The organism is Actinomadura graeca (assembly GCF_019175365.1).
GTDB classification, from domain to species: Bacteria; Actinomycetota; Actinomycetes; order Streptosporangiales; family Streptosporangiaceae; genus Spirillospora; species Spirillospora graeca.
In genome coordinates this window covers 1870149-1885987 of record NZ_CP059572.1, presented here as the reverse complement: position 1 = coordinate 1885987, position 15839 = coordinate 1870149, and the positions used below count along the sequence as shown (strand labels likewise).

Here is a 15839-nt window from a genome sequence, read left to right as displayed (position 1 = left end):
GCTGCGAAGCGTGTTTCTCGGGAGTCGGCGCCGTCCGATGTCCGCAGACGTTGCCGGTACCCCATAGACTTGGCCGCGCGAAGGCGCGGAGCCGTATCTCGGCGTGCCCGCGCCACCTGAGAGTCTGAGTGGCTGAGCACGCGTCGAACGCCGCGGCCGCGACAGCGCCCGATCAAGGAGACCTACCCCAGTGAAGACCGATGTCGAGGAGCTGACCCCCACGAGGGTCAAGCTCACCGTCGAGGTTCCGTTCGACGAGCTCAAGCCGAACCTCGACAAGGCGTACAAGGAGATCTCGCAGCAGGTGCGGATCAAGGGGTTCCGGCCCGGCAAGGTCCCCGCCCCGCTGATCGACAAGTACGTCGGCCGGGGTGCGGTCCTGCAGGAGGCGGTCAACGACGCGCTTCCGGAGCTGTACGGACGCGCCGTCGAGGAGACCGAGATCTTCGTGCTCGGCCAGCCGGACGTCGAGGTGACCGAGCTCGACGACGGCAACCAGTTCGCGTTCACCGCCGAGGTGGACATCCGGCCCAAGTTCGAGGTCCCGGACTACGACGGCCTTGAGGTCGTCGTGGACGACGCCGAGGTCACCGACGAGCAGGTCGAGGAGACCGTCGGCAACCTGCGCGAGCGGTTCGCCTCGCTGACCGCCGCCGAGCGGCCCGTCGAGGAGGGCGACTTCGCCACCGTCGACCTGGTCGCCAGGATCGACGGCGAGGAGATCGAGGACGCCTCCACCTCCGGCTACTCCTACGAGGTCGGCAGCAAGTCCGCCGTCGAGGGCCTGGACGAGGCGCTGACCGGCCTCTCCGCGGGCGAGGAGAAGACCTTCACCGGCACCCTGGTCGGCGGCGAGCGCGCCGGCGAGGAGGCCGAGATCACGGTCACCGTGCAGAGCGTGAAGGTCAAGAGCCTGCCCGACCTGGACGACGAGTTCGCGCAGCTCGCCAGCGAGTTCGACACGATCGACGAGCTGCGCGAGGACGTCCGGACCCGGCTCGGCCGCCAGGTGCGGCTGCAGCAGCTGTCCGACGCCCGCGACAAGGCGCTTGAGGCCCTGCTGGAGAAGATCGACATCCCGCTGCCCGACAAGGTCGTGGAGGAGGAGGTCGGCCGCCGCAACCAGCAGCTGGAGCAGCAGCTCCAGATGGCGGGCATGACCAAGGAGGACTACCTCAAGGACGAGGAGAAGTCCGAGGAGGAGTTCGACACCGAGGTCGCCGACGCCGCGCGCCTCGCGGTCAAGGGCGGCTTCGTGCTGGACCAGCTCGCCGTCCAGGAGGAGCTGGGCGTCGAGAACGAGGAGCTCAGCGAGTACGTCGTCTCGCAGGCGATGCAGATGGGCGTGCAGCCGCAGCAGCTCGCCGAGTACCTCACGCAGAACAACCAGCTCCCGGCGATCGTCTCGGAGGTGCTGCGCAGCAAGGCGCTGAACCTCGTGGTCGAGCACGTCACGGTCAAGGACGAGTCCGGCAACGAGATCGACGTCGAGGCCGTCCAGCGCGAGCTGAACGGCCAGACGGGCGAGACCGTCGAGGCGGCGGAGGAGACCGAGGGCGCCGAGACCGCCGAGACCGCCGAGGGCGCCGAGACCGCGGAGGGCGCCGAGACCGCGGACACGGCGGAGGCGGGCGACGCCGCGGAGGCGGCGGAGTCCCCGGCGGACGCGGGGGAGGCCGGCGCGGAGACCCCCGTGGACGCCGCTGAGGACGCCGCTGCCGAGACCCCGGCGGACGATGCGGACAAGGGGGGCGAGGCGGAGAAGAAGGACGCCTGACGCGTCTCAGCGCCTCGGCCGCCCTCCCCGAGGGCATCGGGCACGCCCCGCATCCGGACACCGGGTGCGGGGCGTGCCGCTTTCGCGGAGATACGCGACCGGCCGGGCCCCGCCCCGGATACGCCCCTGGCGAAAAGGCGGCCCCCTGGGCTTGGCCAGGCGTCCGAGCGCGTTAATGTCCAATCATCCGAACCGATTAAAGGACCGGAGGAACAACCGGTGAGCATGCCTCCGACTTACGACGAGTCGTCGCGTATCCAGGCGCGGGTCGCCGAGGCGCCCCTGTTGCCCCTGGGCGACCAGCTGTTCCAGCGCCTGCTGCGCGAGCGCATCGTCTTCCTCGGCCAGCAGGTCGACGACGACATCGCCAACCGCATCTGCGCCGAGCTCCTGCTGCTGTCGGCCGAGGACGGCCGCCGCGACATCACGCTGTACATCAACTCGCCGGGTGGCTCCGTCACCGCCGGCATGGCGATCTACGACATCATGCAGTACGTCCCGAACGACATCGTCACCGTCGGCATGGGCCTCGCCGCCTCGATGGGGCAGTTCCTGCTCTGCGCCGGGACGACCGGCAAGCGCTACGCCCTGCCGCACGCGCGCATCATGATGCACCAGCCGTCCGGCGGCATCGGCGGCACGGCCTCGGACATCAAGATCCAGGCCGAGCAGATGCTGTACGTCAAGAAGACGCTCGCCGAGAAGATCTCCGCGCACACCGGCCAGCCGCTCGACCAGATCGAGCGCGACTCCGACCGCGACCGCTGGTTCACCGCCGACGAGGCCAAGGACTACGGGTTCGTGGACCACGTGGTGCTGAGCGCGACCCAGGTGCCCTCCGAGGGCCCCGTCTCCTGACGACCTGAATCACTATTCGGAGGCACACAGTGAGCGATCTGATTCGACCTGGTTTTACTGATATGTCCCGGCCCGGCGTCGTCGCGGGCGGATCCCCGATGCCGGTGGACAACCGCTACATCATCCCGTCCTTCGTCGAGCGCACCACGTACGGGGTCAAGGAGATGAACCCGTACAACAAGCTCTTCGAGGAGCGGATCATCTTCCTCGGCGTGCAGATCGACGACGCGTCCGCCAACGACGTGATGGCCCAGCTCATCACGCTGGAGTCGATCGACCCGGACCGCGACATCAGCATCTACATCAACTCGCCCGGCGGCTCGTTCACCGCCATGACGGCGATCTACGACACGATGCAGTTCGTCAAGCCGGACGTCCAGACGGTCTGCATCGGCCAGGCCGCCTCGGCCGCCGCCGTGCTGCTGGCCGCCGGGACGAAGGGCAAGCGGGCGGCGCTGCCGAACTCGCGGATCCTGATCCACCAGCCGGCCACCGAGGGCACGTACGGCCAGTCCAGCGACATCGAGATCCAGGCCCGCGAGATCATGCGGATCCGCGATCTGCTGGAGAGCATCCTCGCCGAGCACAGCGGCAAGGGCATCGACGAGGTCCGCCGCGATATCGAGCGTGACAAGATCCTGACGGCGGACGAGGCCAAGGACTACGGTCTCATCGACGATGTCTTCGTCAGCAGGAAGCGCAAGGCCGAGGTAGTGTCGTCCTGAGACGGCATGAGGACGAGGGAGTCCCCCAGCCCGGTCGTCATACTTCCGGGCGAGGGGCTTACCAAGTCCGTTGGAAACGGTAACGTCGAGTCCAACGTCGAGAGCCTTCGGGACGCAACCGAGCTGCGCCGCAAACTCTCAGGCGCGCGGCCCCACGAAAAGGAGACAGTTGGGTGGCACGCATCGGCGACGGTGGTGACCTGCTCAAGTGCTCGTTCTGCGGCAAGAGCCAGAAGCAGGTCAAGAAGCTCATCGCGGGTCCGGGCGTGTACATCTGCGACGAGTGCATCGATCTCTGTAACGAGATCATCGAGGAGGAGCTCTCCGAGACCTCCGACCTCAAGTGGGACAACCTTCCCAAACCGCGGGAGATCTACGAGTTCCTGGACTCCTACGTCATCGGGCAGGAGACGGCGAAGAAGGCCCTGTCGGTCGCCGTCTACAACCACTACAAGCGGATCCAGTCGGGTGACACCGGCAGGGACGACCCCGTTGAACTGGGCAAGTCCAACATCCTGCTGCTGGGACCCACCGGATCGGGCAAGACGCTGCTCGCGCAGACGCTCGCCAAACTCCTCAACGTCCCGTTCGCCATCGCGGACGCCACGGCGCTGACGGAGGCCGGATACGTCGGCGAGGATGTCGAGAACATCCTCCTCAAACTGATCCAGGCGGCCGACTACGACGTCAAGAAGGCCGAGACCGGGATCATCTACATCGACGAGGTCGACAAGATCGCCCGCAAGAGCGAGAACCCGTCGATCACCAGGGACGTCTCGGGAGAGGGCGTCCAGCAGGCCCTGCTGAAGATCCTGGAGGGCACCACCGCGAGCGTCCCGCCGCAGGGCGGCCGCAAGCACCCGCACCAGGAGTTCATCCAGATCGACACCACGAACGTGCTGTTCATCTGCGGTGGCGCCTTCGCCGGGCTGGAGAAGATCGTGGAGTCCCGGGTCGGCAAGCAGGGGATGGGCTTCGGCGCCCAGATCCGCTCCAAGTCCGACTTCGAGGACGCCTCCGCCGTCCTCGGCGACGTCATGCCCGAGGACCTGCTGAAGTTCGGGATGATCCCCGAGTTCATCGGCCGGCTCCCCTCGATCACCTCCGTCCACAACCTGGACCGCGAGGCCCTGATCAACATCCTGACCGAGCCGAAGAACGCGCTGGTGCGCCAGTACCACCGGCTCTTCGAGCTCGACGGCGTCGACCTGGAGTTCACCGACGACGCCCTGGAGGCCATCGCCGACCAGGCGATCCTGCGCGGCACCGGCGCCCGCGGCCTGCGCGCGATCATGGAGGAGGTGCTCCTGTCGGTCATGTACGAGGTCCCGAGCCGGCACGACGTGGCGCGCGTCGTGATCACGCGTGAGGCCGTCCTGGAGCACGTCAACCCCACGCTCGTCCCACGCGACCGGCCCAAGCGCGAACCCCGCGAGAAGTCGGCCTGACGACGGCCGGCCCGACCGCCGGAACGGCGCGCCCGCGAATCTTCGCGGGCGCGCTCGCTTTTCACCCGGTTCCACGGTGGCGGCCCGGATCCGCCTGAGGGGCGGGGGAGGCCCTCAGCGGGGGGTGGACTCGCCCAGGCCCGCCTCACGGGCCAGCACGATCGCCTGGGCGCGGTCGGCGACGTGCAGCTTCATGAAGATGTTCGAGACGTGGTTGCGGACGGTCTTCTGGCTCAGGAAGAGCGTCCCGGCGATCTCGGCGTTGCTGCGGCCCTGCGCGATCAGTTCGAGGACCTCCCGCTCCCGCTCGGTGAGCTCGGGGAAGGCGGCCTGGCGCGGGTCGGGCATGTCGGTGAAGTAGGTCAGGACGCGGCGCGCGATCTCCGGGCCGTAGATGGCCTCGCCCGCGGCCACGGCCTTGACGGCGCGGGCGATCTCCTCGGCGCCCGACTCCTTCAGCAGGTAGCCGCGGGCGCCGGCGCGCATCGCGGCGAACACCGAGTCGTCGTCGCGGAACATCGTCAGGACCAGCACGCCGATACGCGGGCTGGTGCGGGTGATCGTCCGGGTGGCCTCGATGCCGTTGCCGCCGGGCATGTGCAGGTCCATCACGACGACGTCGGGCTGGAGCTCGGCGGACAGGCGCACCGCGTCCGGGCCGCACTCGGCCTCGCCGACGACCTCGACCCCGAGCGCCTGGAGGAGCCCCTTGAGGCCCTGCCGGAACACCGGGTGGTCGTCGGTGATGAGAACGCGGATGGCGTCAGCGCCCACCGTTCCCCCTCAGCCAGGGCCCGTCCACCCGCTCAGCGTCCACTCGTCCGCCTCCGCTCAGCGCTCACTCGTCCGCCTCCGCTCAGCGCCATCCGCCGGCCTCCGCTCAGCGCCCGCTCGTCCGCCTCGGCCCGGCGGGCCGGGCGCCCTGCGGCGCCGGGGTCCACGGCCGGCCACCCGTCGAAGGCCGATGGTATCCGGCGACGGCCTCCGCCACGGTGAGGGGGAGGTGCGCGGTGACGACCGTGCCTCCGCCCGCGCGGGCCGTGACCGCGCAGCCGCCGCCCAGCTCGGCCGCCCACTCCTTCATCGCGGCCAGGCCGCGGCGGGACTTCGGGTGGCCGCCGTTCCGGGTGGCGGGCACTCCCGGGCCCGTGTCGGCCACCATCACGTGCAGCTCGGCGGCGCGGGTCAGCAGCACCAGCGCGGTGCTGCCGGGGGCGTGCAGCCGGACGTTCGTCAGCGCCTCCTGGACGATCCGGTACGCCGCGACCTCCACCGCCGCGGGCAGCCCGGCGGGGTCGCCGTCGAAGCGGACCTCCACCCGCTCGCAGCAGCCCTCGGCGAACGACTGGATGGCGGCGACGAGCCCCAGGTCGTCCAGGGCGGGCGGGCGCAGCCCGTGGGCCATGTCGCGGATCTCCCCGACGGCGAGCGCGAGCCGGTCCCGGACGTCCGACAGCAGCGGGTCCATCCGCTCGGGCTCGCAGGCCAGGGTGATGCGCGCGGCGTCCAGCGACATGGCGAGGCTGGCCAGCGTCGGGCCGAGGCCGTCGTGCAGGTCGTGGCGCAGGCGGCGGCGCTCCTCCTCCCGGCTGGCGAGGATCCGCTCCCTGGAACGTTGCAGGTCGGAGGTGAGACGGAGGAGGTGGGGGATGGTCGCGACATGTGCCGCCACGGCCCCCGCGGCGAACGCGCCGGCCAGCACGGCTGCGCGTGCCAGAACCGCTCGCATCCCGTCCTCACCTCTCTCGCACCCCATGGTCCCCATGGGCGTTCGCCGCCCAGCCTTGCGGGCGGGACGACCCGGTGTCAGGTGACCTGTGTCCCGACGGCGACGGGAAACGATCCGCGGGCTCAGTCCTCCACGTCGGCGCGGATATGGCGCATCCGGTCCTGCAGTCCCATGCCCTCGTACTCCGAGGGCACCTGCCGCTGGGAGCCGCCGCGGATCGGCATGATCACGGCGAGGGTGGTCCGGGTCGACCAGGCGCACAGCTGGGCGTCGGAGGTGGTCGTGCTCCCGCCGGTCGCGGACGTGGCGGTGATGTGGCTGCACATGGCCATGCCGTCCCCGCCCGGGTCGCTGATCTTCGTGGTGGACGAGGTGATCCGGACGGTCGACTGGCCGAGGTTGAGCTCCTCCTGGAGCGCGAGGTTGAAGGCGTCGACGACCCCGCCGTTGCCGTGCTCGCCGGTGCCGCCGACGAACAGGAACCTGCTGTCGCCGCTCCCGTACACGGCGCTGACGAAGTCGTAGATCTTGTAGCCGCTCCCGCGCGTGATGACGGACCGCAGCTTCCTGACCGTCTCGTCCATGCGGCCCTCGGCCGCGGTGTCGCGGGTCGTCCCGCCCGCCACCGCCGGGGTGGACAGCTCGTGGTCGGTGCGCACCAGGTAGACGCCGTAGACCGCCGCGCAGAGCAGGAGGACCCCGACCACGCCGCCGGCCAGCACACCGATCACGCAGCCCGCCCGTGACCTGCGGCGCGGCGGGAGGTAGGGCGGGCCCATGGGCGGTGCGCCAGGCGCTCCGTACGGGACGGGCCCGCCCTGCGGGGGCGGGGGGTTCCAGCCGCTCATCGCTGGCTCCTTCGGTGGGGGGCGGGGGACGACCGGGTCCGGCGGGGGCTCGCCCGCGTTCGATTCTCGCGGACGCACGGGACGGACGGCGCGTTCTACCGTGCCGATCCCCGTAGAATCTCCGGTCGTGACACAGCCCAGCAATGAGCGCGGCCAAGGGGCCGCCGCGGACGTCGACCTGCCCACCCAGTACCGACCGGCCGACGTCGAGGGCCGGCTGTACGAGCGCTGGGTATCCGCGGGGCTGTTCACCGCCGACCCGGCACGCGACCCCGCGCGGCGCGCCTACTCGATCGTGATCCCGCCGCCGAACGTCACCGGCTCGCTGCACATGGGCCACGCCTTGGACCACTCGATCCAGGACACGCTCGTCCGGCGCCGCCGCATGCAGGGGTACGAGGCGCTGTGGGTGCCCGGCATGGACCACGCGGGCATCGCCACGCAGAACGTGGTGGAGCGGGAGCTGGCCAAGGAGGGCCTGTCCCGGCACGACCTCGGCCGCGAGGCGTTCGTGGAGCGGGTCTGGAAGTGGAAGGGCGAGTCCGGCGGCCGGATCCTCGGCCAGATGCGCCGCCTCGGCGACGGCGTCGACTGGACGCGCGAGGCGTTCACCATGGACGACCACCGCGCCAGGGCCGTCCGCACGATCTTCAAGCGGCTGTTCGACGACGGGCTGATCCACCGCGCCGAGCGCATCATCAACTGGTGCCCGCGCTGCCTGACCGCGCTGTCGGACATCGAGGTCGAGCACGCCGACCGCGAGGGCGAGCTGGTCTCCATCCGCTACGGCTCGGGCGAGGAGGAGATCGTCGTCGCCACGACCCGGGCGGAGACGATGCTCGGGGACACCGCCGTCGCCGTCCACCCCGGCGACGAGCGGTACCGGCATCTGGTCGGGCGGGACATCGAGCTCCCGCTGACCGGCCGCCGCATCCCCGTCGTCGCCGACGAGCACGTCGACCCCGCGTTCGGCACGGGCGCGGTCAAGGTCACCCCGGCGCACGACCCGAACGACTTCGAGATCGGCCGCCGCCACGACCTGCCGTTCCTGTCCGTCCTGGACGAGCGGGGCGTCATCACCGCGCACGGCCCCTTCGAGGGCCTGGACCGGTTCGAGGCGCGGCCCGCGGTGGTCGCTGCGCTGCGCGAGCAGGGCCGGATCGTCAAGGAGGTCCGCCCGTACGAGCACTCCGTCGGCCACTGCCAGCGCTGCGCCACCGTCGTCGAGCCGCGCGTGTCGCTGCAGTGGTTCGTCAAGGTCGGCCCGCTGGCGCGGGCGGCGGGCGACGCCGTGCGCGACGGGCGCGTCGCGATCCACCCGCCGGAGATGGCGGCCCGCTACTTCGAGTGGGTCGACAACATGCACGACTGGTGCATCAGCCGCCAGCTGTGGTGGGGGCACCGCATCCCCGTCTGGTACGGCCCGGACGGCGAGGTCGTCTGCCCCGGCCCCGACGAGGAGCCGCCCGCCGGGTGGACGCAGGACACCGACGTCCTCGACACCTGGTTCTCCTCCGCGCTGTGGCCGTTCTCCACGCTCGGCTGGCCGGACAAGACCCCGGAGCTGGAGCGCTTCTACCCGACGTCGGTGCTGGTCACCGGGTACGACATCCTGTTCTTCTGGGTCGCCCGGATGATGATGTTCGGCCTGTACGCGATGGACGGCGTGCCGCCGTTCACGACCATCGCGCTGCACGGGATGGTCCGCGACCAGCACGGCAAGAAGATGTCCAAGTCGTTCGGCAACGTCGTCGACCCGCTCGACTGGATCGACCGCTACGGCGCCGACGCGACCCGCTTCACCCTGCTGCGCGGCGCGAACCCCGGCGGCGACGTCCCCGTCGCGGAGGACTGGGCGCAGGGGTCCCGCAACTTCTGCAACAAGCTGTGGAACGCGACGCGCTTCGCGCTGATCAACGGCGCCCACGTGCGCGGCCCGGTGCCCGGGGAGCTCTCCACGGTGGACGCGTGGGTGCTCTCGCGCCTGCACGCGGTCATCGCCGAGGTGGACGCGCACCTGGAGTCCTACGACTTCGCCAAGGCGTGCGAGACGCTCTACCACTTCGCGTGGGACGAGGTGTGCGACTGGTACGTGGAGCTGGCGAAGGTCCAGCTCGCGGACGGCCGGGCGGAGGCGACGCGCCGCGTCCTCGGCGAGGTCCTCGACAATCTCCTGCGGCTGCTGCACCCGGTCGTCCCGTTCGTCACCGAGGAGCTGTGGACGTCGCTGACGGGCACCGGCGGGGACGCCGGCGCCGTCCGCACCATCGTCACGGCGCCCTGGCCCGAGGCCGACCCGGGGCGCGCCGACCGGGGCGCCGAGGCCGCCGTGGAGTCGCTGCAGCGGCTCGTCACGGAGGTCCGCCGGTTCCGGTCCGACCAGGGCCTCAAGCCGGGGCAGAAGGTCGCCGCCGCCCTGGAGTGGGGGGCCTCGCCGCTGGCGGCGCACGAGGAGGGCGTCCGCGCGCTGCTGCGGCTGACCGCGCCCGGCGACGGCTTCACCGCCACCGCGTCCCTGCCGGTGGAGGGCGTCACGGTCCGGCTGGACACGGCCGGCGCCATCGACGTCGCCGCCGAGCGCAAGCGGCTGGAGAAGGACCTCGCCGCCGCGCGCAAGGAGGTCGACCAGGCGCGGCGCAAGCTCGGCAACGAGGCGTTCATGGCCAAGGCGCCCGAGGCCGTCGTCGCCAAGAACCGGGAGCGGCTGGGCCAGGCCGAGGCCGACATCGACCGCCTGGAGGCGCAGCTCGCGGCGCTGCCGGCGGGCTGACCCGGTGACGATCCGTCCCGTCCGCGGGCTCCGGCCGGCAAGGGAACCCTCAGGAGTGCAATGGCCGATTCACCTCCTCGGTCCGACGCGCCGGACTCCGTGTCCGGCGACGACCTGACCGTGCCGCGGGCCGTCGAGGACGCCGTCCCGCCGGAGCAGCAGGACGGGGCCGGGCCGCCGGAGCCCGCCGACCGGTTCCAGCAGGACCCGCGGACCGAGCTGCCGCCCTGGGGCGCGTCGCAGCCGTGGTGGTCGCCCGGGACCGGGGACGGCACGGGCCCCCAGATCGTCGCGGGCGGGACGGGCCCGCACGTGCTGCCCGGCCCGGCGAACGGGACCGGGCCGCACGTCCTGCCGCACGGGACGGGCCCGCTCCCGGCGGCCGCCCTGCCCGAGCCCGCCGCGCCGGCCGCCGCCGGGGGGCGCAAACGGCTGTCCGCGCCGCTGCTGGGCGCGGGCGCCGCCGCCGTCCTGGTCGTGGCGCTGGCGGGCGTGCTGGTGCTCCGGCAGGTCAACGGCGAGAACGCCCGCACCGCCGCGGTCCCCGCGTCCAAGAAGCGGATCACGGCGGTGGCGGTCGCGGGCGGCCTGCGCAAGGAGCCCGCCGCGGCGGTCCCGGCGAGCGCGGCGTACCCGTTCGTCGCCGCGCCGGTCCGGGCGGGCGGCGTGCCGGTGGGCGGCGAGGGCGTCTACGCGGAGGAACCGAAAGGCCCGCTGAACGTGCTGTTCATGGGCGGGACGGGACCGGTCGGCGACACGGCGGCCTTCCTGCGCAAGATCCGCCCCACGACGTTCATCGCCGTGCAGGGCACCGCCGCGGGCAAGGGGGGCGGGCGGGCCCTGTGCGGCTCGTTCGCGGTGCTCGCCGAAATCCACCTGTACTGCGCCTGGGCGACGGAGGACTCCTACGGCGTCGTCGCCTCGAACGTCCCCGCCCCGGCCTGGCGGCTCCCGGCGATGGCCGAGCTCATGCGCGGCATCCGCCGGGACGTGGAGGGGCCGCGGCGTTGAACAGCCGCCGGGTCGGCGCGCCCACCACGCCGAGGACCAGGCCGGTGAAGTAGACCGTCCCGAGGACGAGGACGCGGTGCCCGAGGGTGGCGAGCGACTCGGGCGTCACCGCCGCGGCGTCCACGACGTCCCACGCGGGCGGCAGGGGCCGGGTGAAGCGCAGGTGCCTGAGCGGGAGCCGCACGAACGTCACGGGCAGGTCGTCCAGCTCGGCGATCGCCCCGTCCAGGTCCTTGTGGTCGGGCAGGCTGACGACGACGTGGTCGACCGTCCCCCAGCGGCCGCGGGCGGCGGCGAGGGCGGCGGCGACCCCCGTCCGGTCGATGGCGGAGTCGATCAGCACGGTGGTCGCCGAGCCCGGGACCCGGTGCCAGGACAGCCGTCCCGGCAGCACCACCGACGACAGCACCGCCTCCGCCCGCCCGGGCGGGGGCTCGGCGATCCCCGGCAGGCGGCGCGCCGCGGCGACGCCCAGCTCGGCGTTCATCCGGCCCAGCCCGTCCGGCAGCAGCGCGGCGGGCAGCCCGGCGTCCCCGGGCGCCACGTACTCGACCCGCCCGCCCAGGGCGTCGGTCACCTCGGGGGACTGCGGCGCCGACAGCGCCGCCCGCGTCCCGGGGGCGGCCACGCCGATCTTCTCCAGCGCAATCTCCGCGGCGGTGTCGCCCAGCACGCCGGCGTGCTCAAGGAACACGGGGGTGAGCGCGACGACATCGGGTGGGAAGAGGCTCACCTCGTCCGAGCGCCCTCCCACGCCCGCCTCCAGGACGAGGGCGTCCACGCCCACGTCCCGCGCGTGCAGGACGCCCGCGAGCGTGAACAGGCCGGTCGGGGACAGGAAGCCGGGCGAGGGCGGCAGGACGTCGATGCGTTCTTCGAGCCGCTCGCCCAGGGACGCGAGTTCCCCCTCCGACACCGACCTTCCGTCGATCCTGATCCGGTCCCTCGCGTCGCGGAGTCCGGGGCTGTTGACCGTGCACACCCGCATTCCCGCCGCGGCCAGGAAAGCCGACGCGTAAGTGGCGGCGGTGCCCTTTCCTTTCGAGCCCACGACGGTGAGAACGGGAACGCCGACGGAAAGGACGTCCAGCGCCTCCGCCAGCGCGCGTGCGCGCGAAAGGCTGCGCCGTTCCCCGGGGGAACGCGCCGCCGACTCCCGGAAGAACACACTTCGCAGGACGGGCATGTCATCGGCTGGCCGGTCGGCGCTCACGTCGGCCATGCTTTCAGAGCGCGGCCCGGGGCGGCGCTCCGGGCGGTGCCGAGTAGGCTCTGAGGGTCACTTTCCGCAGTCATGGAGCATCGTGAGCCAGCCAACCGAGCCGCTCGACTACCGGGGCGCCGTCGGCGCGATCATGAGCCGCGGCGTCGAGTGGGAGATCGACCCCACGCTCGACCGCGTCCGCGACCTGGTCGACGTCCTGGGGGACCCCCACCGCGCCTACCCCGTCATCCACGTGGCCGGGACGAACGGCAAGTCCAGCACCGCGCGGCTCATCGAGTCGCTGCTGCGCGAGCGGGGGCTGCGGACCGGGCTGTACACCAGCCCCGAGATGACGACCCTGCGAGAGCGGATCGCGATCGACGGGGAGCCGATCAGCGAGGAGCGGTTCGCCGAGGCGTTCCAGGACGTGCTGCCCTACGTCCGGCTCATCGACGGCAAGCATCCGGCGCGGCTGTCGTTCTTCGAGGTCCTCACGGCGATGGCGTACGCGGCGTTCGCGGACGCGCCGGTCGACGTGGCGGTCGTGGAGGCGGGCATGGGCGGGGTCTGGGACGCCACGAACGTCGCCGACGGGACGGTCGCCGTGATCACCCCCATCGGCCTGGACCACACCCGCTACCTCGGTGAGACCATCGAGGAGATCGCGGCGGAGAAGGCCGGGATCATCAAGCCGGGGGCGGTCGCGGTGCTGGCCCAGCAGCCGGTCGAGGCCGCCGAGGTCCTGCTGCGCCGGATCGCGGAGACCGGCGCGGCCGCGGCCCGCGAGGGCATCGAGTTCGGCGTGCTCTCCCGGGACGTCGCGGTGGGCGGGCAGCAGCTCCGCCTCCAGGGCCTGCACGGTGTCTACGACGAGGTCTTCCTCCCGCTGTTCGGGGAGCACCAGGCGGGCAACGCCGCGACCGCGCTGGCCGCGGTGGAGGCGTTCGCCGGTGGCGCGCCGACCAGGGGGGAGGCCAACCTGGAGGCCGCGACGCGCATCGCGCCGGGCGAGCCCTACACCGGGGGCGAGGAGGGGCAGCTCGATCCGGCGCTGGTCCGCAGCGGGTTCGCCAAGTCGGCGTCGCCGGGACGGCTGGAGGTCGTCCGGACCGGCCCGACCGTCCTGCTGGACGCCGCGCACAACCCCGCCGGGATGGCCGCGAGCGTCGCCACGATCACCGAGTCCTTCGGCTTCACCCGCCTGGTCGGCGTGCTCGCCGCCGCGGCGGACAAGGACCTCGCGGGCATCCTCGACCAGCTCGAGCCCGTCCTCGCCGAGCTGGTGGTGACGCGCAGTTCGTCGCCGCGCTCGATGCCGCCCGGGGAACTGGCCGAGATCGCCGAGGGGATCCTCGGGCCCGACCGCGTCCACGTCGCGGAACGGCTGGACGATGCCATCGACCGGGCGATCGGGCTGGCCGAGGAGACCGGCGAGTACCAGGGTGCCGGCGTCCTGATCACCGGCTCGGTCGTCACCGTCGGGGACGCCCGGACGCTGCTGCGCGTCGAGGAGGGCCGGTGAGGGCCGGCCGGCCGCGGGGCGCGGCCCCGAACCCCGCCCGCCGCCTGCTCGCCGCCGTGCTGGCCTGCGAGGCGATCGTGATCGCCCTCGCCATCCCGGTGGCGGTGACCGTCCTGGACGTGGACGGCGGCACCGCCGGGCTCGTGTGCGGGGGGCTCGCGGTGGTCTGCGTGCTGATGACCGGGCTGCTGCGGTTCCCGTGGGCGGTGCCGGCGGGCTCGGTGCTCCAGGTTCTGATCATCGCGACCGGGGTCATGGTGCCGACCATGTTCTTCCTCGGTGCGTTGTTCGGGGCGCTTTGGGCAACGGGAATATGGATGGGACGCAAGGCGGATTCCATCGCGGCGCGCTAAATTCGCGGGGACGGCACCGGATGACCGGAGCCGATTCCCGCCTGCCCGGTCCTTCAGTGCCATTTCTGGAAAATCCGACATTTCTTATTCTAGGAAATGCTGGGCACGGCCGGCGGCGACCTCCGAAGGAGCCGGCCGTGAACATGCACGCGCACGAACGCCCGTACGAACGCCCGCGCACCAGGCTCGCGACGGCGGGCACGCTGCTGGCGGCGGCGACCGCGCTGCCCGCCGCGGTCCTCGCCGTCCCCGACACCACCGCGAACGTGATCCCCGCCGCGGTGGACGCGCTCGGCCTCAGCAACGGCCAGGCCGCCGGGCTGCTGCGCGCCACCGGCCTGTCCCTGCCCGCGCTGCTGCTCACGATCCCGCTCGCCGCCGTCGCCACCCGCCGCCTCCCCGCCTGGGCGGTGCTGGCCGGCGGCCTGCTCGTCCTGCTGGCCGGGCTCGGCGCCGCCCGGTTCGCGGGCTCGGTGCCGCAGGTGGGGATCGTCCGCGCGGCACAGGGCGCGGGCGCCGGCATCGCCCTGCCCGCCTCGCTCGTCCTGGTCTGGGAACGGCGGAGCCGCCCGGCCGCGGCGCTGTGGGCCGGCGGCCTCGCCGCGGCGCTGCTGACCGCGATGCCGCTGGCGCTGCACGTGGTCCCGCCGCCGTCCGCGGCGGCCGCGCCCGACTGGCACCTCGCCCTCGCGCCGTTCCCGTGGCCCGCCCTGGCCGCCCTCATCGCGGCGCTGCTGTTCCCCCTCATGCGGGACCGGAGGCGGCGGGCGCTGCCCGCGCCGCGGCGCGCCGAGCGCGGCCGGCTCGTCCTGCCGCTGGTCCCCGCGGGCGGGTTCGCCTTCCTCACCGTCGTCGCCGCGGACGGCTGGTCGCCGGGCGCGCGGCTCGCGGTGGCGGCCCTCGCGCTGCCCGCCCTCCTCGCCCTCGCCCTCACCGGCAGCCGGGACGCGACCGCGGGCAGCCCGTTCGGATGCGCGGTCGTCATGGTCACGACCGGGCTGCTCACCTACCCGGTCGCGGCGCCGCTGGCCGGGCTGTCGGCGGTGGCCGCCCACGCCCGCGGCGACGCGGCCGGCGTCCCGCCCGCGCCCTTCGCCCTCGCCGGTGCCGCCGCGCTGGCCGGGGCCCTCGCCTCCACCCGCGGCGAGCCCAGGCGGGCCGTCCTCACCGGGCACGGGCTGATGCTCGCCGCGCTCCCGCTCGGCCTCGCCGCCCCGCCCTCGGGCGCCGGGCTGCTCGCCCCGCTGGTCCCGCTCGGCACCGGCGCCGGGCTCGCGCTGGCCGCGTCGCTGCGGGACGCGGGTGCCGGCGCGGCGCTGTTCGGGCTGGCGCTGTGCTTCCCCGCCGTCCTCACCGGGCAGCTCCTCGTCCTGTCGCTCCAGTCGTCGTGGCTGCTGCGCGAGCGCCCGGTCACGGAGGCGGGACAGGTGGACGCGCTGACCGGCGGGTACCACGCCTGGCTCCTCGTCGCGGCGGCGTGCGCGGTGCTCCTGGCGGCGGCCAGCGCGCGCGCCGCCGCCGGGACGGTGCGCAAGGGCGCCGCCACCGTGCCCGCCGAGGCGTCCGCGAGCCCCGGCGGCGGGTAGGATTCGCG

13 protein-coding genes are annotated in these 15839 nt (G+C 72.9%); 9 read left to right on the top strand and 4 right to left on the bottom strand.

Annotated elements, in window-relative coordinates; translation table 11 throughout:
- Positions 1-190 precede the first annotated feature (190 nt).
- From tig to clpX, 4 genes are all read left to right on the top strand, one after another.
- On the top strand, positions 191-1777 hold the full coding sequence (gene tig / locus AGRA3207_RS08690; RefSeq protein ID WP_231334045.1) for a trigger factor: 1587 nt from the start codon (positions 191-193) through the stop codon (positions 1775-1777).
- Between the two features lie 225 nt (positions 1778-2002).
- A complete protein-coding gene (locus AGRA3207_RS08685; RefSeq protein ID WP_231336265.1) occupies positions 2003-2635 on the top strand; it encodes a ClpP family protease in 633 nt (210 codons plus the stop codon).
- A 62-nt stretch (positions 2636-2697) separates the two neighbouring features.
- A complete protein-coding gene (locus AGRA3207_RS08680; RefSeq protein WP_273700018.1) occupies positions 2698-3360 on the top strand; it encodes an ATP-dependent Clp protease proteolytic subunit in 663 nt (220 codons plus the stop codon).
- A 173-nt stretch (positions 3361-3533) separates the two neighbouring features.
- Positions 3534-4808 carry an ATP-dependent Clp protease ATP-binding subunit ClpX gene (gene clpX / locus AGRA3207_RS08675; RefSeq protein WP_214620631.1) on the top strand — a complete coding sequence of 425 codons (1275 nt, stop codon included), beginning with the start codon at positions 3534-3536 and terminating at the stop codon, positions 4806-4808.
- Positions 4809-4922: 114 nt separating this feature from the next.
- Here clpX and AGRA3207_RS08670 read toward each other — a convergent pair whose 3' ends face one another.
- The 3 genes from AGRA3207_RS08670 to AGRA3207_RS08660 form a co-directional block, all read right to left on the bottom strand.
- Positions 4923-5582 carry a response regulator gene (locus AGRA3207_RS08670; RefSeq protein ID WP_231334043.1) on the bottom strand — a complete coding sequence of 220 codons (660 nt, stop codon included), beginning with the start codon at positions 5580-5582 and terminating at the stop codon, positions 4923-4925.
- A gap of 106 nt (positions 5583-5688) precedes the next feature.
- Complete coding sequence (locus AGRA3207_RS08665) at positions 5689-6537, bottom strand: sensor histidine kinase (RefSeq protein WP_231334042.1); 849 nt, start codon at positions 6535-6537, stop codon at positions 5689-5691.
- A 122-nt stretch (positions 6538-6659) separates the two neighbouring features.
- Positions 6660-7385, bottom strand: a complete 726-nt coding sequence (locus tag AGRA3207_RS08660) for a hypothetical protein (protein WP_231334041.1) — start codon at positions 7383-7385, stop codon at positions 6660-6662.
- 127 nt (positions 7386-7512) lie between these two features.
- Between AGRA3207_RS08660 and AGRA3207_RS08655 the strand changes: the two genes are divergently transcribed.
- Both AGRA3207_RS08655 and AGRA3207_RS08650 read left to right on the top strand, forming a co-directional pair.
- The gene (locus tag AGRA3207_RS08655; RefSeq protein WP_231334040.1) at positions 7513-10155 is read left to right on the top strand and encodes a valine--tRNA ligase; all 2643 of its coding nucleotides are present in this window, start codon (positions 7513-7515) and stop codon (positions 10153-10155) included.
- Between the two features lie 60 nt (positions 10156-10215).
- Entirely contained in the window at positions 10216-11166 is a 951-nt protein-coding gene (locus tag AGRA3207_RS08650; protein WP_231334039.1) for a hypothetical protein, read from the top strand.
- Here the strand turns inward: AGRA3207_RS08650 and AGRA3207_RS08645 are convergent.
- Complete coding sequence (locus AGRA3207_RS08645) at positions 11123-12379, bottom strand: hypothetical protein (protein WP_338028262.1); 1257 nt, start codon at positions 12377-12379, stop codon at positions 11123-11125. The two genes, AGRA3207_RS08650 and AGRA3207_RS08645, sit on opposite strands and share 44 nt — an antisense overlap.
- A 142-nt stretch (positions 12380-12521) precedes the next feature.
- Here AGRA3207_RS08645 and AGRA3207_RS08640 point away from each other — a divergent pair, with 142 nt between their 5' ends.
- From AGRA3207_RS08640 to AGRA3207_RS08630, 3 genes are all read left to right on the top strand, one after another.
- A complete protein-coding gene (locus AGRA3207_RS08640; RefSeq protein WP_231336263.1) occupies positions 12522-13892 on the top strand; it encodes a bifunctional folylpolyglutamate synthase/dihydrofolate synthase in 1371 nt (456 codons plus the stop codon).
- Entirely contained in the window at positions 13889-14245 is a 357-nt protein-coding gene (locus AGRA3207_RS08635; protein WP_231334038.1) for a DUF4233 domain-containing protein, read from the top strand. Before AGRA3207_RS08640 ends, AGRA3207_RS08635 begins: the two co-directional genes overlap by 4 nt.
- A gap of 137 nt (positions 14246-14382) precedes the next feature.
- Complete coding sequence (locus AGRA3207_RS08630) at positions 14383-15831, top strand: hypothetical protein (RefSeq protein WP_231334037.1); 1449 nt, start codon at positions 14383-14385, stop codon at positions 15829-15831.
- The last annotated feature ends 8 nt before the right edge of the window (positions 15832-15839 follow it).